22 protein-coding genes and 2 riboswitches are annotated in these 24,597 nt (G+C 72.7%); of the genes, 13 read left to right on the top strand and 9 right to left on the bottom strand.

Features of this window, described 5'->3' with window-relative positions:
- Positions 1-6: 6 nt before the first annotated feature.
- A complete protein-coding gene (locus ABWI04_RS22855) occupies positions 7-1,287 on the top strand; it encodes a L,D-transpeptidase (RefSeq protein WP_345186124.1) in 1,281 nt (426 codons plus the stop codon).
- Positions 1,288-1,294: 7 nt separating this feature from the next.
- On the opposite strand, the gene ABWI04_RS22850 is transcribed toward ABWI04_RS22855, so the two are convergent.
- From ABWI04_RS22850 to ABWI04_RS22830, 5 genes are all read right to left on the bottom strand, one after another.
- The gene (locus tag ABWI04_RS22850; protein WP_353833720.1) at positions 1,295-2,701 is read right to left on the bottom strand and encodes a M48 family metallopeptidase; all 1,407 of its coding nucleotides are present in this window, start codon (positions 2,699-2,701) and stop codon (positions 1,295-1,297) included.
- Entirely contained in the window at positions 2,698-3,963 is a 1,266-nt protein-coding gene (locus ABWI04_RS22845; RefSeq protein WP_353833718.1) for a hypothetical protein, read from the bottom strand. Before ABWI04_RS22845 ends, ABWI04_RS22850 begins: the two co-directional genes overlap by 4 nt.
- Before the next feature lie 39 nt (positions 3,964-4,002).
- Entirely contained in the window at positions 4,003-4,836 is an 834-nt protein-coding gene (locus ABWI04_RS22840) for a CHAP domain-containing protein (protein WP_345186131.1), read from the bottom strand.
- A gap of 9 nt (positions 4,837-4,845) precedes the next feature.
- Positions 4,846-5,001: riboswitch (cyclic di-AMP (ydaO/yuaA leader) on the bottom strand.
- A gap of 136 nt (positions 5,002-5,137) precedes the next feature.
- Positions 5,138-5,336, bottom strand: a riboswitch (cyclic di-AMP (ydaO/yuaA leader).
- Positions 5,337-5,831: 495 nt separating this feature from the next.
- Positions 5,832-6,785, bottom strand: a complete 954-nt coding sequence (locus ABWI04_RS22835; protein WP_345186133.1) for a C40 family peptidase — start codon at positions 6,783-6,785, stop codon at positions 5,832-5,834.
- 276 nt (positions 6,786-7,061) lie between these two features.
- A complete protein-coding gene (locus tag ABWI04_RS22830; protein ID WP_353833716.1) occupies positions 7,062-8,339 on the bottom strand; it encodes an NYN domain-containing protein in 1,278 nt (425 codons plus the stop codon).
- A 291-nt stretch (positions 8,340-8,630) separates the two neighbouring features.
- Here ABWI04_RS22830 and ABWI04_RS22825 point away from each other — a divergent pair, with 291 nt between their 5' ends.
- The 3 genes from ABWI04_RS22825 to ABWI04_RS22815 all read left to right on the top strand — a co-directional run bounded on the left by ABWI04_RS22825 (position 8,631) and on the right by ABWI04_RS22815 (position 11,635).
- Positions 8,631-10,466, top strand: coding sequence for a DEDD exonuclease domain-containing protein (locus ABWI04_RS22825; RefSeq protein WP_345186138.1), 1,836 nt, complete (start codon positions 8,631-8,633; stop codon positions 10,464-10,466).
- Positions 10,467-10,500: 34 nt separating this feature from the next.
- Positions 10,501-11,250, top strand: coding sequence for a rhomboid family intramembrane serine protease (locus tag ABWI04_RS22820; protein WP_345186140.1), 750 nt, complete (start codon positions 10,501-10,503; stop codon positions 11,248-11,250).
- 97 nt (positions 11,251-11,347) lie between these two features.
- Positions 11,348-11,635: an Lrp/AsnC family transcriptional regulator gene (locus ABWI04_RS22815; protein WP_345186143.1), complete on the top strand. Its 288-nt coding sequence runs from the start codon at positions 11,348-11,350 to the stop codon at positions 11,633-11,635.
- A gap of 25 nt (positions 11,636-11,660) precedes the next feature.
- Here the strand turns inward: ABWI04_RS22815 and ABWI04_RS22810 are convergent, their stop codons facing one another.
- Together ABWI04_RS22810 and ABWI04_RS22805 are read right to left on the bottom strand one after the other, a co-directional pair.
- On the bottom strand, positions 11,661-12,362 hold the full coding sequence (locus tag ABWI04_RS22810) for a cache domain-containing protein (protein ID WP_345186145.1): 702 nt from the start codon (positions 12,360-12,362) through the stop codon (positions 11,661-11,663).
- A gap of 17 nt (positions 12,363-12,379) precedes the next feature.
- Positions 12,380-13,096: a FadR/GntR family transcriptional regulator gene (locus tag ABWI04_RS22805; protein WP_353833714.1), complete on the bottom strand. Its 717-nt coding sequence runs from the start codon at positions 13,094-13,096 to the stop codon at positions 12,380-12,382.
- Between the two features lie 78 nt (positions 13,097-13,174).
- On the opposite strand from ABWI04_RS22805, the gene ABWI04_RS22800 reads away from it, so the two are divergent.
- The 4 genes from ABWI04_RS22800 to ABWI04_RS22785 are packed head-to-tail and all read left to right on the top strand — an operon-like array spanning position 13,175 to position 17,186.
- Complete coding sequence (locus ABWI04_RS22800) at positions 13,175-14,209, top strand: ABC transporter ATP-binding protein (protein WP_345186149.1); 1,035 nt, start codon at positions 13,175-13,177, stop codon at positions 14,207-14,209.
- A 48-nt stretch (positions 14,210-14,257) separates the two neighbouring features.
- A complete protein-coding gene (locus ABWI04_RS22795) occupies positions 14,258-15,466 on the top strand; it encodes an ABC transporter substrate-binding protein (RefSeq protein ID WP_345186152.1) in 1,209 nt (402 codons plus the stop codon).
- Complete coding sequence (locus ABWI04_RS22790) at positions 15,463-16,377, top strand: ABC transporter permease (protein WP_353833712.1); 915 nt, start codon at positions 15,463-15,465, stop codon at positions 16,375-16,377. Before ABWI04_RS22795 ends, ABWI04_RS22790 begins: the two co-directional genes overlap by 4 nt.
- Positions 16,377-17,186, top strand: coding sequence for an ABC transporter permease (locus ABWI04_RS22785; protein WP_345186158.1), 810 nt, complete (start codon positions 16,377-16,379; stop codon positions 17,184-17,186). The genes ABWI04_RS22790 and ABWI04_RS22785 overlap by 1 nt, the downstream gene beginning before the upstream one ends.
- Before the next feature lie 35 nt (positions 17,187-17,221).
- Here the strand turns inward: ABWI04_RS22785 and trpD are convergent, their stop codons facing one another.
- Both trpD and ABWI04_RS22775 read right to left on the bottom strand, forming a co-directional pair.
- A complete protein-coding gene (trpD, locus tag ABWI04_RS22780) occupies positions 17,222-18,271 on the bottom strand; it encodes an anthranilate phosphoribosyltransferase (protein WP_345186161.1) in 1,050 nt (349 codons plus the stop codon).
- Positions 18,272-18,339: 68 nt separating this feature from the next.
- Complete coding sequence (locus ABWI04_RS22775) at positions 18,340-18,762, bottom strand: type 2 periplasmic-binding domain-containing protein (RefSeq protein WP_345186163.1); 423 nt, start codon at positions 18,760-18,762, stop codon at positions 18,340-18,342.
- Between the two features lie 101 nt (positions 18,763-18,863).
- Here ABWI04_RS22775 and ctaE point away from each other — a divergent pair, with 101 nt between their 5' ends.
- The 5 genes from ctaE to ABWI04_RS22750 all read left to right on the top strand — a co-directional run bounded on the left by ctaE (position 18,864) and on the right by ABWI04_RS22750 (position 24,381).
- Positions 18,864-19,511 (top strand): aa3-type cytochrome oxidase subunit III, encoded by a 648-nt coding sequence (gene ctaE, locus ABWI04_RS22770; RefSeq protein ID WP_446678589.1) that lies wholly within the window; start codon positions 18,864-18,866, stop codon positions 19,509-19,511.
- A 35-nt stretch (positions 19,512-19,546) separates the two neighbouring features.
- Positions 19,547-20,458 (top strand): cytochrome bc1 complex diheme cytochrome c subunit, encoded by a 912-nt coding sequence (qcrC, locus tag ABWI04_RS22765; protein WP_345186168.1) that lies wholly within the window; start codon positions 19,547-19,549, stop codon positions 20,456-20,458.
- Positions 20,455-21,552, top strand: a complete 1,098-nt coding sequence (qcrA, locus tag ABWI04_RS22760; protein ID WP_353833711.1) for a cytochrome bc1 complex Rieske iron-sulfur subunit — start codon at positions 20,455-20,457, stop codon at positions 21,550-21,552. The genes qcrC and qcrA overlap by 4 nt, the downstream gene beginning before the upstream one ends.
- Positions 21,549-23,183 carry a cytochrome bc1 complex cytochrome b subunit gene (gene qcrB / locus ABWI04_RS22755; RefSeq protein WP_345186174.1) on the top strand — a complete coding sequence of 545 codons (1,635 nt, stop codon included), beginning with the start codon at positions 21,549-21,551 and terminating at the stop codon, positions 23,181-23,183. The genes qcrA and qcrB overlap by 4 nt, the downstream gene beginning before the upstream one ends.
- Before the next feature lie 70 nt (positions 23,184-23,253).
- On the top strand, positions 23,254-24,381 hold the full coding sequence (locus tag ABWI04_RS22750) for a glycosyltransferase family 4 protein (protein WP_353833709.1): 1,128 nt from the start codon (positions 23,254-23,256) through the stop codon (positions 24,379-24,381).
- Positions 24,382-24,597: the final 216 nt, after the last annotated feature.

Here is a 24,597-nt window from a genome sequence, read left to right as displayed (position 1 = left end):
ATGCGGGTGAGTGGCTCAAGGCCGGGAGACCGGGGGCGGTACACGGCCGTGCTCGTCGTCGGCGGCGTGCTCGTCGGCGGGGGTGCCGCGGCGTGTTCGGGAAGCGTCGGGCCGGCCGGCAAGGACGAGGTGAAGCTCGCGGTGTCGCCGGCCGGAGGCGGCGGGAAGCTGCGGCCGGACAGCCCCATCGCCGTGGAGGCGCGGCAGGGCACGATCGAGAACGTGACGGTGGCGACGAAGGACGGCGTGGTCGAGGGGGACCTGAGCGCCGACAGGACGCGGTGGCGGTCCCGGTGGACGCTGAAGCCGGGCACGGCGTACACGGTCGACGCCACCGCCCTCGGCCGGGACGGCAGGACCCGCACGGTCCGCAGCGGCTTCTCCACGGCCGTGGTGAAGAAGACCAACGACGTCACGATCGAGGCGCCGTTCAACAGGGAGACCGTCGGCGTCGGCATCCCGATCATCATGCACTTCGCCCGTCCGGTGAAGGACCGGGCGGCGGTCGAGCGGGCGCTGGAGGTCACCGCCGACAGGACCGTCGAGGGCGGCTGGAGCTGGTTCGGCAGCCAGGAGGCGGTGTTCCGGACGAAGAGCTACTGGCCGGCCCACACGAAGGTGTCGTTCCGGGCGCACCTGAGCGGCGTGCGCACCGGGCAGGGCGTGTACGGCGGGAAGGACTACGGCGTCGACTTCAAGGTCGGCGACTCGCACGTCTCCACCGCCGGCGAGGACAGCCACAAGATGGTCGTCCGGATCAACGGCAAGAAGGCCCGCACCATCCCGACGAGCATGGGGAAGGGCGGAGAGCGCAAGTACACCACCACCAACGGGGTCCACCTCGCCATGGGCAAGGAGGACCCGACCATCATGACGTCGGAGTGGGACGGCTGCGGCCCCGGCTGCGCCGGGTACTACAGCCTCACCGTCTACAAGTCGGTGCGCATCTCCGACAGCGGCGAGTACGTGCACAGCGCGCCGTGGTCGGTGGGATCGCAGGGGAGCGAGAACGTCAGCCACGGCTGCATCAACGTCAGCCCGTCCAACGCCAAGTGGTTCTACAACCTCTCCCAGCGCGGCGACCCCATCACGGTGACCGGCAGCGACCGGCAGCTGGAGCCGGAGAACGGCTGGGGGTACTGGCAGGTGAAGTGGCAGGACTGGGTGAAGGGCAGCGCGCTGAAGCGGTCGGTCACGACGGCCGCGCACGTGGACGCCGCGACCCTGTCGGCGCAGCAGGGCGCCCGGCCCAAGGCGCCCGAGAAGCAGCGGGCCGAGGGCAACTGAGCCGCGGCTAGCGGAGCGGCGGCGGGACCTGGACGCGGTGCAGGCGCGCCCAGTCGCGGGCCATGGCGATCCGGTCGGGGGCCGAGGGGTGCGTGAGCCACAGCAGGTACTCCGCGGCGTCGGGGTCCAGGTCGGAGATGTTGCGGACGGACAGCGCGTGCTGCATCGACACGAAGGTCGAGGGGTCGCGGGTGAGGTCCAGCGCGTGCGCGTCGGCGCGGGCCTCGATGCGGCGGCTCACGAGGTTCTGGACAGGGGCGGCGAGCGTCGTCCCGGCGGTCACGAGCGCGAGGAGGAGCGCGATGGACCTCGGGTCGGCCGCCGCACCGCCGCGGCGCGCGTCCGGCCCGGTCCCGCCGGCGCCGGGCCCGCCGGGATCGAGTCCGGCGCGCCGCAGCAGGCGCGGGGACGTCATCAGCAGGTACAGCAGGCACATGGCCCCCGCCACTCCGAGCGCGCCGACGAGCGTGCCCCACAGCACGTCGTCGCGCTTGGCGTGGCCGAGCTCGTGCCCGACGATGGACTCGACCTGGGCGGGCGGCGACTTCAGCAGCGTGTCGTAGAGGACGATGCGGCGCGTGGAGCCGAACCCGGACACGTAGGCGTTCAGGGACGTCGTCCGGCGGGAGGCGTCCGCGACGAGGACGTCCTCGACGGGCACGCCGTCCCGCTCGGCCATCGCCAGCAGGTCGGTGCGCAACCGCCCCGCCGGCAGCGAGTGGAACTTGTTGAACACGGGCTCCACGGCGAGCGGGTAGACGAACGAGGCGAAGACGACGAGGACGAACCCGCCCGCGGCGGCGCCGGCCCACCAGTGGCGCGGGAAGCGGCGGATGAGGGCGTAGAGGAGCAGCAGGGCGATCGTGTAGATGACCCACGTGACGGCGAGGGACTTCGCCTGGTCGACGAGCCATGCGGGCCAGCTCTGCGTGGACAGCCCGTACCGGCGCAGCACGGACTCGCTCCAGATGTGGAACGGGAGCCCGGCGACGCGCAGCAGCGTGGTCAGGGCCATGGTTCCGAGGATGATCCGAAGCGGCCGGCGGCGGGTTCTCGCGGTGGCCCAGCCGATGAACCGGGCGCCCAGCGGCGTGAGGCCCAGCACCAGGATCAGGGCGAGGCCGACGAGGAGCCCGGTGTAGGCGGGCGGGTTGACGGCCGAGTCGAACGCCCGGGAGCGGGCGATCTCGGCGGGGGTGAAGTCCAGCGCGGGATCGGGTTCCACCCGCCCGCCGGGGACGTGCCCGGGGAGCGGATTCCACGGAGTGGTTCGCGCGAGCACGGTCGCGACCCCGGCGAAGAGCACGGCGGCGGCGACGGCGGCGGCGATCCGGGGCCGGCGCGCGGGGGCGGCGCCGGGGGTTCCGGCGGCGGAGTCCCCGGCGCGGTCCTCGTCGGTCTCCGCCTCGCTCATGCGAGCTCCTCCTTCACGTAGTCGCGCCACAGTGCGGTGAAGCGCTCCCGCGTCAGGCCGAGCACGTCGCGCAGCGCCGCGGCCTCCGGGGCGCGCCCGGCGGCCCGGTAGAGCCGCACCAGCGCCGCTTCACCGTACCGGTCGGCGACCATCCGGCAGGCGAGCCAGGCCTCCTGGTAGGCCTGGGAGAGGCGGGGGGAGCCGCCGGCGAACGCGTCGGCGGAGGGCAGCGCGGAGGGCGTGCGCCCGGCGGAGACCTCGCGGCGCAGCTCGCCCGCCGCCGACCGGGTGCTGATCTTGACGCGCCGGTAGCCGACGTAGTCCGCGAAGCCCTCGATCAGCCACAGCGGGGTGCGCCCGTCGCGGGCGCCGCCGGTGGCGACGTGGGTCAGCTCGTGGGCGAGGACGACGTCGCGGCCCAGCTCGTTGAGGCGGCCGAAGGTGCCGGGGGAGACGATGACGCGGTCCTCGCCGCGACCGCCCCCGGCGGCCGGGGCGACGGCGGCGAGCGCGGCGATCTGGCCGAGGCTCTGCCCGGGGCCGGCGAGCGCGGAGGCGACGGTCGCGTCGGCGGGGACGAGCGCGACGACCCGCCGCGCCCACCCCGTGCCGACCACGGACGTCACGACCGGGACGGCCGCGTCCAGCCGCCGGGCGATGCCGTCGAGGCCGGCGCCGTCGCCGACGACCAGGCTCGTGCGGCCCCTGACCACCGTCAGGGGGCCGCAGTCCCAGATGTCGGTGTCGTCGGCGAGGCCGCGGGACGTCCCGTCGCCGACGATCGTCCACGCCCCGCCCCGCGGGGCCAGCGTGAGGTAGCGGGTGCGGGCCACGTCGCTCCGGTCGAAGCCGCGCAGCCTGTAGCGCGCCTCGACGCGGACGACGGCGGTCTCGCCGTCCACGGTCTCGACGCGGACGACGCGCTCCCGCCAGCCTTCCAGGGGAAGCTTCCGGAGGTTCCCGTACATGCGGGACTGGGTGTCCTGGAAGGCGGCGGGGGCGTTGCCCACCGTGGCGAGGAACGCCATGCGGTCGCCTTGGCGGACGGCCGCGGCGCGATTGGCGAGGACGGCGGAGGCCAGAGAGGGATTGAACGTCCCGGCGGACGGGGAGCCGGGAGCACGGGCGCCCGCCGCCCGGCCGCCGGAGCGCGAGCCCGCCAGGCCGGCGCCTCCGGCGAGGAGGACGGCGACCCCGCCCGCGCCGAGGGCGAGGACCCTGCGCCGCGTGACGGGGGCGTCCTGCCCGGGGCCTTCCTCCATGGGCGCGATCCTATGCAGGGCGCGGGGCGTGGGGCGCCGTCACGACCGGTAGTCCGGGTAGCCGTAGCCGACGACGACGTCTGTGGAACGTTCCTTTATCCGGACGGCGTTGTCGGTGTTGCCCTCGACGGTCTCGATCGTGCCATCGTCGATCTTCTTGACCACCATGCCGACGTGCTCGATGTCGTCGACGGACTCACTGCCGCCCCACGAGAAGAACACGATCGCGCCGGGCCTCGGCTCGTTGCCCCAGCGGCCGTGCTCCTGGAACCAGCGGGCGTGGGCGACCGTCCAGGCGTCGCTGCCGACCTGGTCGCTGAAGCCGATCTGCTCGCCCACCCAGGAGACGAACATGTCGCACCAGTTCGCGTCGCCGTAGCCGCTGAGGGAGCCGCCGTCGCGCGCGAGGGTCTCCCGCGCGCGGGACGTGGCCATGTACCAGTCCTGGAACTTGGTCTCGCCGCCGCCGTCCTCCTCGACGCCGACCTGCGAGCGGGCGAGCTCGATGGCCTGCGCGGCGGTGGGGCGCGACTTCGCGACGGTCTTCGGGGCGGCCTTCTCGGAGGTCTCCGCCTTCGGCTGCTCGGGCTGGTCCTTCTTCGCCGGAGCCTTCGAGCCGGTCGTCTTGCGCTCGTCCTCGGCACGGCGCCCGGGCGGGCCGCCGTGCGCCGTCAGGCCGGGGGCGAGGTCGGCCGCGGCGGCGGCCCTCACCGGGGTGGAGCCGAACGGCAGGACCGACGCCTGCGCGGTGGCGGCGGCGGTGCCGAGCACGGCGGCGCCGACGATCACGCCGCCGGTCGTCCGCCAGGTCAGGGACAGGGGGTTCGGCTTGCGGTGCCTGCCGTGGGTCTTCTTGCAGTGCGCGCGTGGCACGGGGGGATCTCCTCGACTTCCATGCCGCCTACCGGGTTAGCTGACGGGTTCGGGCGTGGAAGCCGCCCTACGGCCCGCGAAGGCAGGCCGATTCACCCCGAAAAGGACGCAGTGGGTCCCCGGTTCCACAGTGGACGCGCATGCGGGGCACGGCGGTCCGCGGACTCGGCGGTGACGTGCCCGGGGGCGGGCACGCCGGTTCTGAATGGGGAATCTCGGCGGGCGTGGACGCCCGCGGAGTGCAGGGGGTGGGGGCGTGGCCGCGTGGCGGCCACGCCCCAGGTAACGCTGCGGGATTCACTCCTTCTCTTCCAGACGCCTACCGGGTTAGCTGACGGGTTCGGGCGTGGAAGTGGCCCTACGGCGGCTCTCACCGGACTGCCGGGAGAGACGCGCCGATTCACCCCGGGTGCCGGAATGCCCGTCCGGAGAATTCCTCCGGACTCCGGCGCAGATGGGTCCCCGGTTCCGCGCTGAGGCGGATTCGGCGCTGCCGCTGCGATCCTGGGGGCGAGATGGGGCCCGGCGCGGGACCTGTCTCCCGCGTGCGAACGAGCGGCGCCTTGTGTTGTGGACGGACGGCGGCCCGTCTCCGGGGACCGTCCGGGGCCTGCCCCGTGTACGCCACCGCGGCTGCGCGCTCAGCGCCATGCACGCTGCGGGCGTGCGCACGGTGGACGGGGTCGGCCGGGTCTGCGACGAGACCGTGCGGCGCCTTCGGGCGCCGCGGGACGGCACGTGGGGCGTGCCGCCTGGGGGGAGCGGCGCGTGGCTCGCGCCGCCGTCACGCGGGTGCTGGATGCGCCGCGTGGGGCCGGGGCGCCAGGTGGGCGCCGCGGGTCCACGGCGTCTGGAGGGCGCCGTGAGTGGTGCAAAGGTACCAAAACCCCAAAAGAAGGCAAACCCCCCCAAAATCAACAACGGACCAGGTCAAGCCTGGTCCGTTGTCGATGGAGGTCCCGTGACGCCCGTGGAGCAGGGGGTCAGGCGGTGCGTCAGGGGCGCCCGGCGCCGTAGAAATTGCTCTTGTAGTAGCCGGAGCTGATGTCGCTGATCTTGACGACGTCGCCGGTGTGCGGGGCGTGGATCATCTTGCCGCCGCCCACGTAGAGGCCGACGTGGCCGAGGTTGCTGAAGAACACCAGATCACCGGGCTGCATGTTGTTCCAGGCGACCCGCTTGGAGCTGGTGTAGGCGTACTGGGTGTTGGTGGTGCGGGTGATGCTGACGCCCGCGGCGGCCCAGGCCTTCATGGTCAGACCGGAGCAGTCGTAGGAGTCCGGGCCCTCGGCGCCGTAGGAGTAGGGCTTGCCGAGCTGCGCGTAGGCGAAGTTGAGCGCCGTGCGGGCCGGGCCGCTCGCCGGGCCGTTGTAGGTGCCGCCCGTGGGGCCGCCGCCGCCCGGGCGGGAGGGGGTGCTCCCGCCGCCGAGCCGGCGCACGAGCGCCTTCTGCTTCTGCACCTGCTTGTCGAGGTCCTGCTTCTGCTTCTTCAGCTCGTCCTGCTTGGACTTCACCTCGTCGTAGGCGGCCTTCGCCTGGGACTGCTCGCGGCGGAGCCGCTGGGCGGTCGCGAGGAACTGGGTGAGCTGGGAGCTGCGCTCGTGCGACAGGTGCGAGAAGACGGCGGCCTGGTCGAGGATCGACTGCGGGTCGTTGCTGCCGACGAAGCCGGTGACGTCGGCCGAGTCACCGTTCTTGTAGGCGGTGGCCGCCATCTGCGCGATCTTGGACCGCTGCTCCTCGAAGTCGGCCTGCTCCTGCTTGCTCGCCTTGGTCGCGGCGTCGAACTTCTTCTTGGCGACCTTGAGCTTCTCGCGGTTCTGGTTGAACTGCTCGACCTTCTGGTCCATCTTCTCGTTGAGCTTGTCGAGCGTCTTCTGGGCCTGCGCCCGGGTCGGCTTGGGCTCGGCGTGCGCCACCACCGGGGAGCAGGTCAGGGAGACCGCCACGGTCAGTCCGGCGACGGCCGCCAGGCGACGGCGGAGGCCTGTGCCCGCAGAGCCCGCCCCGCGGCCAGGCCGCTGCGCCGGTGCCCCGATGTGATCATTGGCCACGGTCGGTTTCGCCCCTCTCGTCCACGACGTCAGCGGACGACATTAGCGAGGGGCAACAGCCGTCACAACCGATTCATCACTCTTTGATTGACATCTCTCATTATCATCCACTTTTAGTGACGCCATGATCACATACCGCGAGGACTGCCTTATCGGAGCCTTATGGGCGTCTTAGGAGCGGCCCAGCCTGCGCAGCAGCAGGGAGGACGGGCAGGGGCGCGCGTTGGCGCGCCGGGCGGCGTCGGCGACCTCCCGGTCGGACGACACCACGACCACCGAGCGGCCCGGCGGCTCGGCCCGCACGAGCTCGCCGATCAGCTCGTCCGCCGTCTGGCCCGGGTGGCTGAACCGCACCCGTACCCCGCGCGGCGCCGCGATGGCGACCGGCGCGTCCAGTTCCGCCCCGTCGAACACGCACGTCACCTCGGCGCGCGTCTGCGCGGCGAGCCCGCCGAGCCCCGACAGCAGCCGGCTGCGCTGGTCGGCCAGCGGCAGCTCCCCGTACCCGGTCTTGGTGACGTTGTAGCCGTCCACCACCAGGTGCACCTGCGGAAGCGTCAGCAGCCGGTCCAGCAGCTGCGGGTCGCTGTCGGACAGGGCCCGGCCGGGCAGCGCGCGGTGCGCCAGCCGGTCGGGCTCCAGCCCGCCGACCGCGTCGGCGGGACGGCCGATGGTGGAGGGCAGGGCCAGCTCCCGGCGGACGCCCTGCGCGGCGTCCACCAGCGCGTCCAGCAGCATCCGCAGCCGCACGTCGTCGACGTTGCGCCCCTCCCGCGCGGCCCGCTTGGCGGTCTCGGCCGCCTCCTCCGCCCGCGCGGCCCGGGCGCGCAGCCTGCGCAGCTCCTTGTCCGACGCGGCGGTCGACTCGCGCGCGGCGGCGAGCTCGCGGTCGGCCTCCTCCGCGACCGCGTGTGCGCGCTCCTCCGCGGCCCGGAACCGGGTGCGCGCGTCGTGCAGCTTGCGGCGCAGCTCGGCGACCTCGGCCTTGGTCTCGCGCAGCTCGGCGCGCAGCTTGGCCAGCTCGGCGCCGCGGGCGTCGCGGGTCGCGGCGAGCTCCGCCTTCAGCGCGGCGACGCGGCGCTCGGCCTCCTGCTCCTCCGACGCGCTCGCCGAACGCGCCAGCTCCTCGCGCGCGGACTCCACCAGCTCTGTCCAGCCCGCCGGGCGCAGCAGGTAGGCCAGCACGGCGACGCGCACCGGGTCGGCCGCGGGCGGCACGTTCCCGCCCTCGACCGCCTCCACCAGGTCGGCCTGCGCCTCCCGGAGCGGCGCGGCGACCCGGCTCCGGAACTCCCCGTCCTTCTCCAGCACCGCCGCGATGTGCTGGCCCGCGAGCCTGGCGCGCTTGCGGCGCTCGAACCGCGCGAACCGGCGCAGCGGCACGGGGATCTCCTCGGAGGGCAGTGACCCGATCAGGTCGGCGGCGGCCTCCACCACGCCCTGCCGCACCGCCTCGGGCAGCGGGCGGGACGCCTTCTCCGCAGGCTCCCCGTCGCCGGGGGTCGCTTCGGGACCGCTGTCGATGATCCCGCTCCTTCCGGGCTGCGCCGCCGGTGGGCTGTGTGTTCCCGAGCGCGGTACGCCCTAACCAGGGCGAACGTGCGATCGGACGGATCGCGCCCGGCCCTCGGCGGGATGCCTCCCGCCCGTCCTCGCGGCCCCCGCCCGGCGGGACGTCCCGGCGCCCCCCAACCCTAGCGGCACGAAGTTCTGTCGGTGGGGTCCTCTACGGTCGCGCTCATGACGGCTGCGCACGGTGTCCAAGGGCGCGGAGCCCAGGGGCACGGGGCCCGGGGGCACGGCGTCCAGGGCACCCTGGACGACCTCGGCACCCCCCTCAGCGACGTCACCTTCGTGGTGGTCGACCTGGAGACCACCGGCGGCTCGGCGGCCGACTCGGCCATCACCGAGATCGGCGCGGTGAAGGTGCGCGGCGGTCAGGAGCTCGGCGAGCTCGGCACGCTCGTCGACCCGGGCGGCCCCGTCCCGCCGTTCATCACCGCGCTCACCGGCATCACCACGGCGATGGTGACGGCCGCGCCGCGGATCGAGTCGGTGCTGCCGGCGTTCCTGGAGTTCGCGCGCGGCTGCGTCCTCGTCGCGCACAACGCCTCGTTCGACATCGGCTTCCTCAAGGCCGCGTGCGCCGCGAACGGCTACGCCTGGCCCGCGTTCGCCGTCGTCGACACCGTCGACCTGGCGCGGCGCGTGCTGTCCCGCGACGAGGTGCCCAACTGCAAGCTCGCCACGCTGGCCCGCTTCTTCCGGACGTCCAACGAGCCGACGCACCGGGCCCTCGCCGACGCCCGCGCCACCGTGGAGGTGCTGCACGGCCTCATCGAGCGGCTCGGCTCGTTCGGCGTCACCTCGCTGGAGGAGATGCGCGGCTTCGCGAAGGCGCCCACCCCCGAGCAGCGCCGCAAGCGGCACCTCGCCGACGACGTCCCCTCCACCCCCGGCGTCTACCTCTTCGAGGACCACGCCGGCGAGGTGCTCTACGTGGGCAAGAGCGGCGACCTGCGCTCGCGCGTGCGCAGCTACTTCACCGGCTCGGAGACGCGCCGGCGCGTCCGGGAGATGGTCGGCCTCGCCGAGAACGTCCGCACCATCGTGTGCGCCACGGGGCTGGAGGCCGAGGTCCGCGAGCTGCGGCTGATCGCCGAGCACAAGCCGCGCTACAACCGCCGCTCCAAGTTCCCCGAGCGGGCGATCTGGCTGAAGCTGACCGTGGAGCCGTTCCCCCGGCTGTCCATCGTGCGGGAGTGCCGGGCCGACGGCGCCCGCTACCTCGGGCCGATCTCCTCGCGGCGGCAGGCCGAGGAGGCCCGCGCCGCGCTGCACGAGGCGGTTCCGCTGCGGCAGTGCACCCAGCGTCTGACCCTCCGGCTGGTGGAGAGCGGCAAGGCGCGTTCGTGCGCCCTCGCCGAGCTGGGCCGCTGCGGCGCGCCCTGCGACGGCCGCGAGTCCGCCGACGCCTACGCCGTCCACACCGGGACGGCCCGCTCCATCATGGAGGGCGACGTGCGGCCCGTCGTCGCCGCCGCGCAGGTCCGCATCGACCGGCTGGCCTCCGAGCTGCGCTACGAGGAGGCCGCCGCCCAGCGCGACCGGCTCGCGGCGTTCGTCCGGGCCGCCGCGCGCGGGCAGCGGCTGGCGGCGCTGGCCCGGCTGCCCCAGCTGGTGGCCGCCCGTCCCGCCTTCGACGGCGGATGGGAGCTGTCGGTCGTGCGCTACGGCCGGCTCGCCGCCGCCGGGACCGTCCCGCCGAACGCCCGGCCCCGGCCCTACGTCGACGCGCTCATCGCGACGGCCGAGACGGTGTTCCCGCCCTCCGGAGAGGCGCCCGGCGGCGTCGCGCTCGGCGCGCCCGCCTCGCAGGGCGCGACCGCCGAGGAGATGGAGTGCGTCCTGCGCTGGCTCGATCTGCCCGGCGTCCGCCTGGTCGAGGTCGACGGCCCGTGGACGTGCCCGCTGCACGGCGCCGAGGGCCTGCGCGAGTGGATCGACAAGGCCTACGACCGGAGCTACGAGCGGCCCGACGGTGCCCGTCGCGGGCCCGGCCGACCACTAAGGTGACCGTGTACACCCGGCAACCGGAGGACGACCCCGCATGGCACTGCCTCTCTACGACAGTCAGCCTGCGCGGCGCGTCCCCTGGGTGACGTACCTGCTGATCGCCGTCAACGTGGTGGTCTTCCTCATCACCCCGATGTCGAACTTCGCCGCCTGGTACGGCAAGGGCTCGGTCCGCGAGTGCAAGGCGACGCACTTCACCTACGAGTACGGAGCCGTGCCGAAGGAGCTGACCACCGGCGACCAGCAGCCGCTGCCGACCGAGGTCGCGCACGACTGCGGGCCGTCGAGCTTCCGCAAGGCGCCCTGGACCGCGGCGTTCACCTCGATGTTCCTGCACTCCAGCGCCATGCACCTGCTCGGCAACCTGGTCTTCCTGTTCGTCGTCGGCATGGGCGTGGAAGACCGGCTCGGCCGATGGCGCTACCTGCTCGCCTACCTGGTGTTCGGGCTCGTCGCCGTCTACGGGTTCGCGTGGACCTCGCCCGACTCCACCGTCCCGCTCATCGGCGCGTCCGGCGCGATCGCCGGGGTGATGGGCGCCTACGTGATCCTCAATCCGCGGGGCCGCGTCGTCAGCTGGGTGCCGCCGGTCATCTTCATCCGCCTGCCGGTGTGGGTGGTGCTCGGCTACTGGTTCGTCCTGCAGTGGCTGTCCCTGGGCGACGAGAAGAGCAACGTCGCCTACACCGCGCACATCTACGGCTTCGTGGCGGGCGTGGTGTTCGCGCTCCTGGCCCGCCGTGCCGGCCCCGCCCACCGCCTGGCCGCGCTGAGCGGCGGCTGACCGCCCGCGACGGCCCCCGCTCCTGGGGCGTCCCCCCGCACTCGCGGCGCAGGGCCCCGGTAGGGTCGGAGGGTCCGTTTCTGTGGGGAGGGGTGCAGTGGTCACTGCGATCGTGTTCGTCAAGGCCGACGTCGCGCGCATCCACGAGGTGGCCGAGACGATCGCGGCGCTGGACGGCGTCAGCGAGGTGTACTCCATCACCGGCGACCACGACCTCATGGTGATGGTCCGGGTGCGCCGCCACGAGGAGCTCAACGACGTGATCCCCGGCCGCATCAACAAGGTCCCCGGCATCGTCGGCACCGAGACCCACATCGCGTTCCGCACCTACTCCCAGCACGACCTGGAGCAGGCCTTCTCCCTCGGCCTGCCCGACGCCGACTGAGGCCGGGGGCCGCGCCCGTGCGGGGCTAGCCGCCGACGACGAGGGCGACGCGGTCGATGCCGCCCCCGCAGGAGCGGGCGGCGTAGCCGGGCAGCTCCCGGTACACGGCCCCCGGGGGCCAGCTGGCGGTGTTGGAGGCCATCACGCGGCCGGGGGCGTTGACGACGAACGCGGGCGCGGGGATCTCCCGCAGCGCCGGCACGATCTCGTTCTCGAACGTCCGGGCGAACACGTCGGCGGCCGCGACGCCCGCGAACCTCCCGTCCACGCGCACCGGCGCCGACAGGGTCAGGACGTACTCGTCGCTGCACAGGTAGTCGACGTAGGGGCCGCAGACGGTCTTCTCCGCCCCGCTCTGCGGCCCCGTGAACCACTCCCAGTCGGTGTAGTCGTACAGGACGCTGCTCTCGGGGTTCAGGTCGCGCAGCAGCTGGGACGGCCGCCCGGCCGGGCCGGTCTGCCACCACTCCATGTACCAGGCGGCGTCGGCGAGCAGGCCCGGCGCGGCGATGAACCCGAGGCCGCAGACGAGCGGGCCGAGATGGGAGAACAGCAGCGGGCGCAGCGCGGCGAGGTCGTCGCGGGCAGGGGAGCGCCCGGCGCGGCGGACGTCCTCCAGACGCCGCGCGGCCGCGTCGCGCACCTGGGCCACGGTGGTGAACACGCCGTCCAGGGTCGCGCGGACGTGTGCCGCCGCCGCGCCGACGGCCGGTGGCTCGGCGGGCATGGGTCCCCCTCGGGGTCTCAGAGTGCGAGCCGTCGTTCAATCAGACGTTCTACCGCATTCGAGACGTGACTTTCAGCTACATCGCGTGCCTCGGCGCCGTCGGACGCCTCGATCGCCCGGACGAGCCGGGCATGCTCGGCGGCGACGGGCCCGCGCCGTTCGGGAAGATCGTGCACGGCCCACACCAGCGGCCCGAGCTCGGCCTGGAGCCGGATCTCCTCCCGGGTGAGCCGGCCGGACTGGGAGGCGGCGGCGACCTCCAGGTGGAACCGGCCGTCCAGCCGGCACGTCCCGGCGCCGGATTCCGTCCCGGCCATCTCCTCCAGCGACCGCCGCAGCCGCCGGACGTCGCCGGGCAGCGACCGCCCGGCGGCGAGCCGGGCGGCGGCCCCGGCGATGGCGGCGTAGTGGTCGCCGAGGTCGCGGAGCTCTTCCGCGCTGAGCGAACGCAGCCGCTCGTCGAGGTCGAAAGCCCTGGCAGGAGCCCTGACGAAGCTGCCGCCGCCGCGGCCCCGGCGGGTCTCGATCAGGCCCTGCTGACGCAAGGCCATCAGCGCTTCGCGTAGGGTGACCGTCGAAACACCGAGATATGCCGACAGGTCGGTCTCGCTGGGCAGCTGCTCGCCGTCCGCGAGGAGGCCGAGCGCGATCGCGTCGCCCAGGCGCCGCACGACCGCGTGCACCCGCGCGGTGTTGTCGACGGGAGCGAACACGACGAGGTGCGCGCTGTCCATGGGCCCCCTCCCGGTGTCGACACAGTGATACCGGAACATCACTTGAACTTAAACCTCTGACTCCATATGTTTTCGGTCATGCCGGTTTCAGCGGTGAGGATCCGCGATCTGCGCAAGGCCTTCGGCCCCGTCGAGGCGGTGGCGGGCGTCGACCTCGACATCAGGGACGGCGAGTTCTTCTCGATGCTCGGCCCGTCCGGGTCGGGGAAGACGACCGTGCTGCGGCTCATCGCGGGCTTCGAGCGGCCGACCGCTGGAACGATCGAACTCGGCGGCAGGGACGTGACGGCGCTCGCGCCGTTCGACCGTGACGTCAACACCGTCTTCCAGGACTACGCGCTCTTCCCGCACCTGGACGTGCTCCGCAACGTCGAGTACGGCCTGAAGGTGCGGCGGGTGCCGAAGTCCGAGCGCCGGGAGCGGGCGCTGGAGGCGCTGCGCAGCGTCCGGCTCGACGGGATGCGGGCGCGCCGCCCCGCCGAGCTGTCGGGCGGCCAGCGCCAGCGGGTCGCGCTCGCCCGGGCGCTGGTGAACGAGCCGAAGGTGCTGCTGCTGGACGAGCCGCTCGGCGCGCTCGACCTGAAGCTGCGCGAGGAGATGCAGGTCGAGCTGAAGAGCATCCAGCGCAGGGCCGGCATCACCTTCGTGTTCGTCACCCACGACCAGGAGGAGGCGCTGACCCTCAGCGACCGGATCGCGGTCCTCGACGGCGGCCGGGTCCAGCAGGTCGGCACGCCGGCCGAGGTGTACGAGCGGCCGGCCACCGAGTTCGTGGCCGGCTTCGTCGGGACGACCAACCGCATCGGCGAGGTCTGCGTGCGGCCGGAGAAGATCGCCGTCCACATGGACGGCGAGGGCGCGCGGGACGACGGGCCGGACGCGGGGGACCGGCAGGCGCTCGGCACGATCGCCGAGGTCGTCTACGCGGGCGCGGTCACCCGCTTCGTCATCGACCTGGAGTCGGGGAGCCGCGTCGTCGCGCTCCAGCAGAACCTGCGGACCTCCTCCATGGACGTGATGGGCCGGCGCGGCGCACGCGTCCGGATCAGCTGGCACGAGGCGCACGAGTTCCACCTGGCGGGCGCCGGCTCCACGCCGGCGCCCACCCCCTGAGCCACCCCAACGAACCCCCGAAAAAACCCCCACAATAAGGAGTTCCCCATGTGGTCCACGCGCATGGCGGCCGCCGCCGCGGCGACGCTGGCGATCGGACTCGCGGCCGCCGCCTGCGGCGGCGACTCGGGCGACAAGGCGACCGGAGCCGGGCAGGGCGCCTTCCCGGTCCCCAAGGTGCCGATGCAGAAGTCGCTCGGCCAGAGCGAGGGCCAGGTCAACCTGGTCGCCTGGGCCGGGTACGCCGAGGACGGCTCCAACGACCCCAAGGTCGACTGGGTCACCCCGTTCGAGAAGCAGACCGGCTGCAAGGTCAACACCAAGGTCGCCGGCACGTCCGACGAGATGGTGACCCTGATGAAGACCGGCGAGTACGACGCGGTCTCCGCCTCCGGCGACGCCTCGCTGCGGCTGATCGCCTCCGGGACGGTCGCGCCGGTCAACACCGGGCTCGTGCCGAACTACGCCGACGTGTTCGCCGGGCTGAAGAACAAGCCCTGGAACTCGGTGAACAACGTCGCCTACGGCATCCCGCACGGCCGCGGCGCCAACCTGCTCATGTGGCGCACCGACAAGGTCAAGACGGCCCCCGACTCGTGGGGCGCGGTGTTCGACGCCAACTCCCCGTACAAGGGGAAGATCACCGCCTACGACTCGCCGATCTACATCGCCGACGCCGCGCTCTACCTCAAGACGGCCAAGCCCGAACTCGGCATCAAGAACCCGTACTCGCTCGACCAGAAGCAGTTCGACGCGGCCGTCGAACTGCTGAAGACCCAGCGCGGGCTCATCGGCGAGTACTGGTCCGACTACACCAAGGAGGTCCAGGCGTTCAAGAGCGGCGACTCCGTCCTCGGGACGACGTGGCAGGTCATCGCCAACCTCGCGGAGGGCGAGAAGGCCCCGGTCAAGGTGACCCTGCCCAAGGAGGGCTCCACCGGCTGGTCGGACACCTGGATGGTCGGCGCGAAGGCCAAGAACCCCAACTGCGCCTACAAGTGGATGGACTGGATCGTCTCTCCCAAGGCGAACGCGCAGGTCGCCGAGTGGTTCGGTGAGGCCCCGGCGAACGCGAAGGCGTGCCAGGAGACCGCGGACAAGAAGTTCTGCGACACCTTCCACGCCACCGACGAGAACTACTTCTCCCAGGTGCACTTCTGGACGACGCCGATCGCGCAGTGCCTCGACGGGCGCAAGGACGTCAAGTGCGTCGACTACTCCAAGTGGACCCAGGCGTGGACCGCGATCAAGGGATGACCGGCTCCGCCCTCACCGGCGGTGAGGACGGCCGCCCGGCGCCGGGTCTCCGGCGCCGGGCGGCGGCCCTGCTGCACCGCCGCCCGCGGCTGCGCCTGTCGCTGCTGCTGTCGGCGCCGCTCGCCTGGCTGGTCGTCGTCTATCTCGGCGCGCTCGCCGCGATCTTCCTGACCGCCTTCTGGACCACCGACGTCTTCACCGGCGAGGTCGTCCGGCAGTTCACGCTCGCCAACTTCCAGACCCTCGTCGACGAGCCGGTCTACCGGACGGTCGCGCTGCGCAGCCTCGGCGTCGCGGCGGCCGTCACCCTCATCGACACCGCGATCGGCTTCCCGATGGCGCTGTACATGGCCAAGGTCGCCAAGCCGCGGCACCGGCCCTACCTGGTGATAGCCATCCTGGCGCCGCTGTGGGCCGCCTACCTCGTCAAGGCGTACGCGTGGCGGGTGATGCTCGCCCAGGGCGGCCTCGTCGACCAGGTGCTGGGGCCGTTCGGGCTCTCCAGCCCCGGCTACGGCCTCACGGCGACCGTGATCGTCCTGGCCTACCTGTGGCTGCCGTACATGATCCTGCCGGTCTACGCGGGCCTGGAGCGGCTCCCGGACTCGCTGCTGGACGCCTCCGGCGACCTCGGCGCCCACCCGCTGCGCACGCTGCGGTCCGTCGTGCTGCCGCTGGTGTTCCCCTCGCTGGTGGCCGGATCGATCTTCACGTTCTCGCTGTCGCTCGGCGACTACATCACCGTGAAGATCGTCGGTGGCCGGAGCCAGCTGCTCGGCAACGTCGTCTACGACAACATCGGCGCCGCCAACAACCTGCCGTTCGCGGCGGCGGTCGCCACGATCCCGGTGGTGGTGATGCTCGGCTACCTCGCCGCGGCCCGCCGCACCGGCGCGCTCAGGGAGCTGTGATGACCCTCTCGCCCGCCGCGCGGATCGCCCTGCGCGTCCTGATGTTCCTCGGCCTCGCCGTCATCTACGTGCCGCTGCTGGTCGTGCTGGTCAACTCCTTCAACGCCGACACCGCGTTCGGCTGGCCGCCGTCGGGGTTCACCGGGCGCTGGTGGTCGCAGGCGCTGCACAACGAGGGCGCCCGGCAGGCCGTGCTGACCAGCGTCAAGGCGGGCCTCGGCGCGACGGCCGCCGCGCTCGTCCTCGGCACCATGGCGGCCTTCGCGGTGGCGCGGCACCGGTTCTTCGGACGCGAGACGGTCTCGCTGGTCGTCGTGCTGCCGATCGCGCTGCCCGGCATCGTCACCGGCATCGCGCTCAGCAACGCCTTCCAGGTTGTGCTGAAGCCGCTCGGGATCGGGCTCGGCCTGTTCACCGTGGTCGTCGGGCACGCCACGTTCTGCGTCGTCACGATCTTCAACAACGTGCTCGCCCGGCTGCGGCGCACGGGCACCAGCCTGGAGGAGGCGTCCGCCGACCTCGGCGCCGACACGTTCCACACGTTCTGGCACGTCACGTTCCCGGCGCTGCGCTCGGCGCTGCTCGCCGGGGGGCTGCTGGCGTTCGCGCTGTCCTTCGACGAGATCATCGTGACCACGTTCACCGCCGGACCGGGCGCCCAGACCCTGCCGATCTGGATCTTCAACAACCTGTTCCGGCCCAACCAGGCCCCGGTCGTCAACGTGCTCGCGGCCGCCCTGATCGTGCTGTCGGTCATCCCGATCTGGATCGCGCAGCGGCTGTCCAGCGGGGCCCGCGGCGTCGCGTGAGCGCGGCGGGGGCCGGTGCGGGCGGGCGCTGAGCGTCAGCCCCGCAGGCGCCGGGAGGCGTCGACCCAGCGGTCGAGGAGGGAGGCGGCGCCCCCCGAGTCGACCGCTGCGGCGGCGCGCTCGTAGGCGGCCCCCAGCGTCGCGGTGAGGTCGGCGGCGGCCGGCGTCCCCTCGTAGGCGGTGATGAGCGCGGCGGCGTTCAGCAGGACCATGTCGCGGACGGGCCCCCGCCGCCCGCCGAACGTCTCGCGGGCCACCCGCCCGTTGAACACCGCGTCGGCGCCGCGCAGGTCCTCGGGCTTCGCCGGCGGGATGCCGAGGTCGGAGGGGTCGAAGGTCGTCTCCGTCGCCGTCCCGTCGCGCACGACCCACACGGTGGAGGTGCCCGTGGTGGTCAGCTCGTCCAGCCCGTCGTCGCCCCGGAAGACCAGAGAGGAGCAGCCGCGCGCGGCGAACACGCCCGCCATCACGCCCGCCATCCGCGGGTGGAACACCCCGACGGCCTGGGCCAGGGGGCGCGCCGGGTTGGTCAGCGGGCCGAGGAAGTTGAAGACCGTGGGCGTGCCCAGTTCGCTGCGGGTGCGGGAGGCGTACTTCAGGGCCGGGTGGTAGAGCGGCGCGAAGCAGAAGGTGATGCCCACCTCGTCGGCGACCCGCGCGGTGGCCTCGGGGGGCAGGTCGATCGCGACGCCGAGGTGCTCCAGCAGGTCGGCGGCGCCGCACGAGGACGACGCGGCCCGGTTGCCGTGCTTGACGACCCGCACGCCCGCCGCGGCCGCGACCACGGCGGCCATCGTGGAGACGTTGACGGTGTGGCCGCGGTCGCCGCCCGTCCCGACGAGGTCGGCGATGCGGCCGGGAACCTCGATGGGCGTGGCGTTGTCCATCATCCCCGCGGCGAGGCCGGTGACCTCCTCGACCGTCTCGCCCTTGGCGCGCAGCGCCACGGCGAAGCCCGCGATCTGCACGTCGGTGGCCTCGCCGGACATGATGCTGTTCATGGCCCAGGTGGTCTCCTCGCTGGACAGCGAGTCGCCCGACACGAGGGCGTTGAGCAGTGCGGGCCAGCTGGTGCGCGCGTCCATGTCGCCTACAGGGTCGTGGTGGGTGCGTTGCGGGGGTGCGGTGCCGGGGGTGCGGTGCGGCCCGCCGGCTACAGGGCCGGGAGGCGGTTCTGGACGCGCTGCCGCATGAGGCCGGCGAGGGCGTTCGCGAGGGCCATCGGGTCGATGGGCAGGCCCACCACGGCGTCGGCGCGCGACCAGGTGGCGAGCCAGCCGTCGTCGCGGCGGCCGATGATCGCCAGGACGGGCGGGCAGTCGTACACCTCGTCCTTGGCCTGGCGGCACACGCCGAGACCGCCCGCGGGCTGCGCCTCGCCGTCGACGATCAGGACGTCGACGCCGCCCTGGTCGAGCCGCGCCACGACCGCGGGCTGGGTGGCGCACTCCTCGAACTCGACCTTCGGGAGGTCGGCGGCGGGCCGGCGCCCGATCGCCATCCGGATCTCGGCGCGCGTGTTCGCGTCGTCGCTGTAGACGAGGACCTTCATCGGGCTCTCCGGGGCGGTGCTCATGGACCTGAAGGGTACCGGGTCGCGGCACCGGTGACACGCTCGGGGAACCCTAGAAGGGGGGTCATGCGTCACTCACTGGATAGGGGCGCAATAATGCTGGCGTGACAGCATCCGCGATAGAGACAACACCTCACGCACGGGCGAACCGTCCCAATCTGGTCAGCGTGGGGACGATCGTTTGGCTGTCGTCCGAGCTGATGTTCTTCGCGGCGCTGTTCGCGATGTTCTTCACGATCCGCTCTGTGACGATCGGCCAGTCCGGCCACCACGCGTGGCCGGGCGCCCCGCTGGACCTGCCGCTGTCGGCCGTCAACACGACCATCCTGGTGCTGTCCTCGGTGACCTGCCAGATGGGCGTGTTCAAGGCCGAGGCCGGCAAGGTCGGACGTGACGGAAGCGTGTTCAACGTGGCGCGCTGGGGCCTGCGCGAGTGGTACGTCCTCTCGTTCCTCATGGGCGCCTACTTCGTCGCCGGCCAGGCCTACGAGTACTCCCAGCTGGTCACCAAGGACGGCCTCACCTTCTCGTCCTCGGCCTACGGCTCGGTCTTCTACCTGGCCACCGGCTTCCACGGCCTGCACGTCATCGGCGGCCTCGTGGCGTTCCTGTTCCTCCTGGGACGCACCTACGCCGCCAAGCGGTGGACGCACGAGCAGGCGACGAGCGCGATCGTCGTCTCCTACTACTGGCACTTCGTCGACGTGGTGTGGATCGGCCTGTTCTCGGTCGTCTACCTGCTCGACATCTGACCGACCCGACCGACATGACCCGAACGGGGACTTCCGTGAAAAGGATCACCGCATGGCGACGGCGCCCGTGGGCGGGCTACGCCGTCGTGCTGGCGGCCCTGGCGGCGATCGGCGCGATCTACGCCGGCTTCTCGCCGCGGACTGACCGCGCCGAGGCGCAGACCACCGCCCAGGCGGCGCAGGACCTGAAGAACGGCCAGCAGCTGTTCAACAAGAACTGCGCGAGCTGCCACGGGCTGAACGCCGAGGGCACCAAGGACGCCAAGGGCAACCCGATCGCCCCGAGCCTCATCGGCGTCGGCGCCGCGTCCGTCGACTTCCAGGTCGGCTCGGGCCGCATGCCCGCGGCGAACCCTGGCGCGCAGATGCCGCGCAAGAAGCCGCTCCCCGAGTTCAACACCTCGATCAAGACCGACTACGAGGAGAAGGACAAGCGGGAGGCGGCCGAGCGGCAGAAGATGCAGGCGGAGAAGAACCTCTCCGACCTCAGCGCCTACGTCGCCTCGCTCGGCGGCGGCCCGGAGGTCCCCCCGGCGTCGGCCGTGGACCCGAAGACCGGCAACGTCGCGCTCGGCGGGAAGCTGTTCCGCACGAACTGCGCGCAGTGCCACAACTTCACCGGCCAGGGCGGCGCGCTGACCGGCGGCAAGTACGCGCCCTCGTTGTCGAACCCCGACGTCACGCCCACCCAGATGTACGAGGCCATGCTCACCGGTCCGCAGGCGATGCCCGTGTTCAACGACACGACGCTCACGCCGAAGGACAAGCAGGCCATCATCGCCTACCTCGTCCAGACGCGCGAGGAGCCGAACCCCGGCGGTAACGGCCTCGGCCGCATCGGCCCGGTGACCGAGGGGCTGGCCGGCTGGCTGGTCGGCATCGGCCTGCTGGTCCTGGCCGCCATGTGGATCACCGCGAAGAAGCCGAAGAAGCTGAAGAAGTCATGAGCGACGACAACAAGGACACGGCGGGCCGGCCCGCCCCGCGCGAACGCGTGATCGGCACGCCGTCCCCGGCGCGCGAGAAGGCCCTGCTCGCGGAGGACGACATCTCGGCGCCCGCGGGCGTGGGGGACCAGCTCGACGAGGCGTCGGCCAAGCGCGCCGAGCGGATCGTCGCGACGCTCTTCCTGGTCGCGTTCGCCGCCAGCGTGGGGTTCATCGCCTACTTCATCGGCTGGAGCGGCCGCGACGGCGGCATGCACGGCGTCACCCGGGCGCGCGAGAGCAACCTGTGGCTCGGCGGCCTGATGGCGCTGTCGTTCCTCGCGCTGGCCTTCGGCGTCACCATCTGGGTGCGCCGCCTGATGACCAGCAAGCCGATCGTCCAGGAGCGGCACGAGCTGGCCGCCGACGAGGAGACCCGGGCCTCCTTCACCGAGGACTTCCTCGAGGGCGCCGCCGACAGCGGCATCACCAAGCGGCCCCTGCTGCGCCGCACGCTGCTGCTGGCCGCCGCGCCGCTCGGCCTGGCCCCGCTGGTGCTGCTGCGCGACCTCGGCCCGCTGCCGGAGAAGCGGCTCCGCCACACCTACTGGGGCGAGGCCGTCAAGAAGGCGCAGGCGGAGGGCAAGAAGGGCGCCCGCCTGGTCGTCGACGGCACCAACAAGCCGCTGCGGGTCAGCGACTTCTCCTCCCCGGGCTCGATGATCACGGTCCTGCCCGAGGGGATCGAGGAGGAGGTCCCCGAGGACCAGGTGCTCACCCAGAACGCCAAGGCCGTCACCATCCTCATCAACGTCCCCGCCAACGAGTTCAAGCCCGCCAAGGGCCGTGAGAACTGGCACGTCAACGGGATCGTGGCCTACTCCAAGGTGTGCACGCACGTCGGCTGCCCCGCGGCCCTGTACGAGCAGACCACCCACCACATCCTGTGCCCGTGCCACCAGTCGACGTTCGACGCCACCGACGCGGCGAAGGTGATCTTCGGGCCGGCGGCGCGGTCGCTGCCGCAGCTGCCGCTGTCCGTGGAGGACGGGTACCTCATCGCCACGAGCGACTACCACGAACCCATCGGACCGAGCTTCTGGGAGCGCGGATGAGCGAGGCGACAGCCCCGAAGGCGGTCGAGGCGCCGCTGACGTTCCTCGACGACCGCCTCGGCTCCACCACCTTCTTCAAGCGGAACATGAAGAAGGTGTTTCCGGACCACTGGTCCTTCATGCTGGGCGAGATCGCCCTGTACTCCTTCATCATCCTGCTGCTGACCGGGACGTTCCTGACGCTCTGGTTCCAGCCGAGCATGACGGAGACCGTGTACCACGGCTCGTACACGAAGCTGCAGGGCGTCAAGATGTCCGAGGCCTACGCCTCGACGCTGCACATCTCGTTCGACGTGCGCGGCGGCCTGCTCATGCGGCAGATCCACCACTGGGCCGCGATCCTGTTCATGGCGTCGATCCTCGCGCACATGCTGCGCGTGTTCTTCACCGGCGCCTACCGCAAGCCGCGCGAGCTGAACTGGCTGATCGGCATCGGCATGTTCACGCTGGGCATGCTGGAGGGCCTGTTCGGGTACTCGCTGCCCGACGACCTGCTGTCCGGCACCGGCCTGCGCATCACGCAGGGCGTCGCGGAGTCGATCCCGGTGGTCGGCACCTACATCTACATGTTCCTGTTCGGCGGCGAGTTCCCCGGCCAGGACATCGTCCCGCGCCTGTACATGCTGCACATCCTGCTGATCCCGGGGCTGCTGCTCGGCATGGTCACCGCGCACATGATGATCATGTGGGTGCAGAAGCACACGGCGATGCCGGTCAAGAACCAGACCGAGCAGCAGGTGTACGGCTACCCGTTCTACCCGGTGTTCATGGCCAAGACGGGCGCCTACTTCCTGTTCACCTTCGGCGTCCTGGCGCTGCTCGGCGCGTTCGCGCAGATCAACCCGATCTGGCTGTTCGGACCGTACGACCCCGGCGCGATCTCCTCGGGCTCCCAGCCCGACTGGTACATGGGCGTCCTCGAAGGGGCGCTGCGCATCATGCCGAACTGGGAGGTCTCCGCCTGGGGCCACACGGTCAGCTTCAACGTGCTGATCCCGGCGCTGGTGCCGCTCGGCATCGTGTTCGGCGGCGCGGCGGCCTGGCCGTTCGTCGAGCAGTGGGTGACCGGCGACAAGCGCCACCACCACGTGAACGACCGGCCGCGCAACGCCCCGGTCCGCACGGCGACGGGCATCGCCGCGGTCACCTTCTACGGGCTGCTGTGGATCGCCGGCGCCAACGACGTCATCGCGGACAAGTTCCACGTGTCGCTGTTCGCGACGACGTGGTTCTTCCGGGTGGCTTTCTTCCTCGGGCCGATCATCGCGTTCGTCATCACCAAGCGGATCTGCCTGGGCCTGCAGCGCAAGGACGCCGACGTCGTCGGGCACGGCGTGGAGAGCGGCGTGATCCTGATGTCGCCGGACGGGAAGTTCTCCGAGCGGCACGAGGCGCCGCGCGACGAGGAGCGGCACGTCCTGCTCTCCAAGGAGAACGCCCGGCCCGAGGCCCCGGCCCGGGACGCCAAGGGCATCCCGGCGCCCGGCACCAAGGGCCCGATCGGGCACCTGCGCTCGCGCCTCAACCGCGCGTGGACGTTCGACGACATCCCCGTCGAGGAGCACGAGCACCCGCACGGCGAGCAGGCCGAGATCGAGGGCGGCGCCGCGTCGCACGAGGTCCGGCACTGATCGTCCGCGCATCGGGGGCCCGTCACCGCACCGCCGGTGGCGGGCCCTCGCGCATCCCGGGCGGCCCGCGATGACCCGGACCCTGGTCGTCACCAACGACTTCCCGCCGCGCCCGGGCGGCATCCAGGCCTTCGTGCACGGCCTCGCCGTGCGCCGCCCGCCCGGTTCGGTCGTCGTCTACGCCCCGGCCTGGAAGGGCGCCGCGGAGTTCGACGCGGCGCAGCCGTTCCCCGTCGTCCGGCACCCCGGCTCCCTGATGCTGCCGGAGCCGGGCGTGCTGCGCCGGGCGGCGGACGTGCTGCGCGCGGAGCGCTGCGACTCGGTCGTGTTCGGCGCGGCGGCGCCCCTCGGCCTGCTGGCCCCGGCGCTGCGGCGCCGGGGGGCGCGGCGGCTCGTCGGGATCACCCACGGGCACGAGGCCGGCTGGGCGTCGCTGCCGGTGGCGCGCACCCTGCTGGGCCGCATCGGCGACGGCGTCGACGTCCTGACCTACCTCGGCGAGTACACCCGCTCCCGGATGGCGCGGGCCCTGTCGCCCGAGGCCGCGGCGCGGATGGCCCGGCTCGCGCCCGGCGTCGACGAGACGCTCTTCCACCGGGGCGCGGGCGGGGCGGAGATCCGGGAGCGGCACGGGCTGACCGGCCGTCCGGTGGCGGTGTGCGTGTCCCGCCTGGTCCCGCGCAAGGGGCAGGACGCCCTCCTCCGCGCCTGGCCCCGGGTCCTGGAGTCCGTGCCGGACGCCGCGCTGCTCCTCGTCGGCGGCGGACCCTACCGCGGCGACCTGGAACGCCTCGCCGCGTCCCTGCGCGTCGGCGGTTCGGTCGTCTTCACCGGCGGCGTCCCCTGGGAGGAGCTGCCCGCGCACTTCGACGCGGGCGACGTCTTCGCGATGCCGTGCCGCACCCGCCGCCGCGGCCTGGACGTCGAGGGCCTCGGCATCGTGTACCTGGAGGCGTCCGCGACCGGGCTCCCGGTCGTCGCGGGCGATTCGGGCGGCGCCCCCGACGCCGTCCTGGACGGCGAGACGGGCCTCGTGGTGCCGGGCCGCTCCGTCCCCGGCATCGCCGAAGCCGTGGCGGGCCTTCTCGCGGACCCGGACCGGGCCCGCGCCATGGGGGAGAAGGGCCGGGCCTGGATCGAACGGGAGTGGCGCTGGGACGTCCAGGCGAGACGCCTGGGGGACCTGCTGGAGCCGTGAACGACACCGTCCCCAGGATGAGGACCCGCCCCCGCGCCGTAGGCGGGTCCTCACCCCAGGGGCGGCGGCTCAGTGCGGCCCAGAAACGCTGACTGCGCAGGCACGCCGTTCCGTGCGCGGGGGCCCCGGTGGGCCCCCGCCCGGGACGGGGCCGGGGGGGGCGGCCCCCCCCCCGGGGGGGGGGGCCGCCCACCGCGCGGGGGGGGGGGCGCCAAC

Origin of the sequence: Actinomadura sp. NPDC000929 (assembly GCF_040492065.1) — a bacterium.
GTDB classification, from domain to species: domain Bacteria; phylum Actinomycetota; class Actinomycetes; order Streptosporangiales; family Streptosporangiaceae; genus Spirillospora; species Spirillospora verrucosospora.
This window is presented reverse-complemented; position numbering and strand designations above follow the sequence as displayed.

Excerpts from the sequence above, each read along its gene's own strand:
- ABWI04_RS22795 (WP_345186152.1), top strand. The coding sequence starts at position 14,258 with ATGTGGTCCACGCGCATGGCGGCCGCCGCCGCGGCGACGCTGGCGATC.
- ABWI04_RS22790 (WP_353833712.1), top strand. The coding sequence starts at position 15,463 with ATGACCGGCTCCGCCCTCACCGGCGGTGAGGACGGCCGCCCGGCGCCG.
- ABWI04_RS22850 (WP_353833720.1), bottom strand. The coding sequence starts at position 2,701 with ATGAGCGAGGCGGAGACCGACGAGGACCGCGCCGGGGACTCCGCCGCC.
- ABWI04_RS22800 (WP_345186149.1), top strand. The coding sequence starts at position 13,175 with ATGCCGGTTTCAGCGGTGAGGATCCGCGATCTGCGCAAGGCCTTCGGC.
- qcrB (WP_345186174.1), top strand. The coding sequence starts at position 21,549 with ATGAGCGAGGCGACAGCCCCGAAGGCGGTCGAGGCGCCGCTGACGTTC.
- trpD (WP_345186161.1), bottom strand. The coding sequence starts at position 18,271 with ATGGACGCGCGCACCAGCTGGCCCGCACTGCTCAACGCCCTCGTGTCG.
- ABWI04_RS22810 (WP_345186145.1), bottom strand. The coding sequence starts at position 12,362 with ATGCCCGCCGAGCCACCGGCCGTCGGCGCGGCGGCGGCACACGTCCGC.
- ABWI04_RS22785 (WP_345186158.1), top strand. The coding sequence starts at position 16,377 with ATGACCCTCTCGCCCGCCGCGCGGATCGCCCTGCGCGTCCTGATGTTC.
- ABWI04_RS22825 (WP_345186138.1), top strand. The coding sequence starts at position 8,631 with ATGACGGCTGCGCACGGTGTCCAAGGGCGCGGAGCCCAGGGGCACGGG.
- ABWI04_RS22845 (WP_353833718.1), bottom strand. The coding sequence starts at position 3,963 with ATGGAGGAAGGCCCCGGGCAGGACGCCCCCGTCACGCGGCGCAGGGTC.
- ABWI04_RS22775 (WP_345186163.1), bottom strand. The coding sequence starts at position 18,762 with ATGAGCACCGCCCCGGAGAGCCCGATGAAGGTCCTCGTCTACAGCGAC.
- ABWI04_RS22750 (WP_353833709.1), top strand. The coding sequence starts at position 23,254 with ATGACCCGGACCCTGGTCGTCACCAACGACTTCCCGCCGCGCCCGGGC.
- qcrA (WP_353833711.1), top strand. The coding sequence starts at position 20,455 with ATGAGCGACGACAACAAGGACACGGCGGGCCGGCCCGCCCCGCGCGAA.
- ABWI04_RS22820 (WP_345186140.1), top strand. The coding sequence starts at position 10,501 with ATGGCACTGCCTCTCTACGACAGTCAGCCTGCGCGGCGCGTCCCCTGG.
- ABWI04_RS22805 (WP_353833714.1), bottom strand. The coding sequence starts at position 13,096 with ATGGACAGCGCGCACCTCGTCGTGTTCGCTCCCGTCGACAACACCGCG.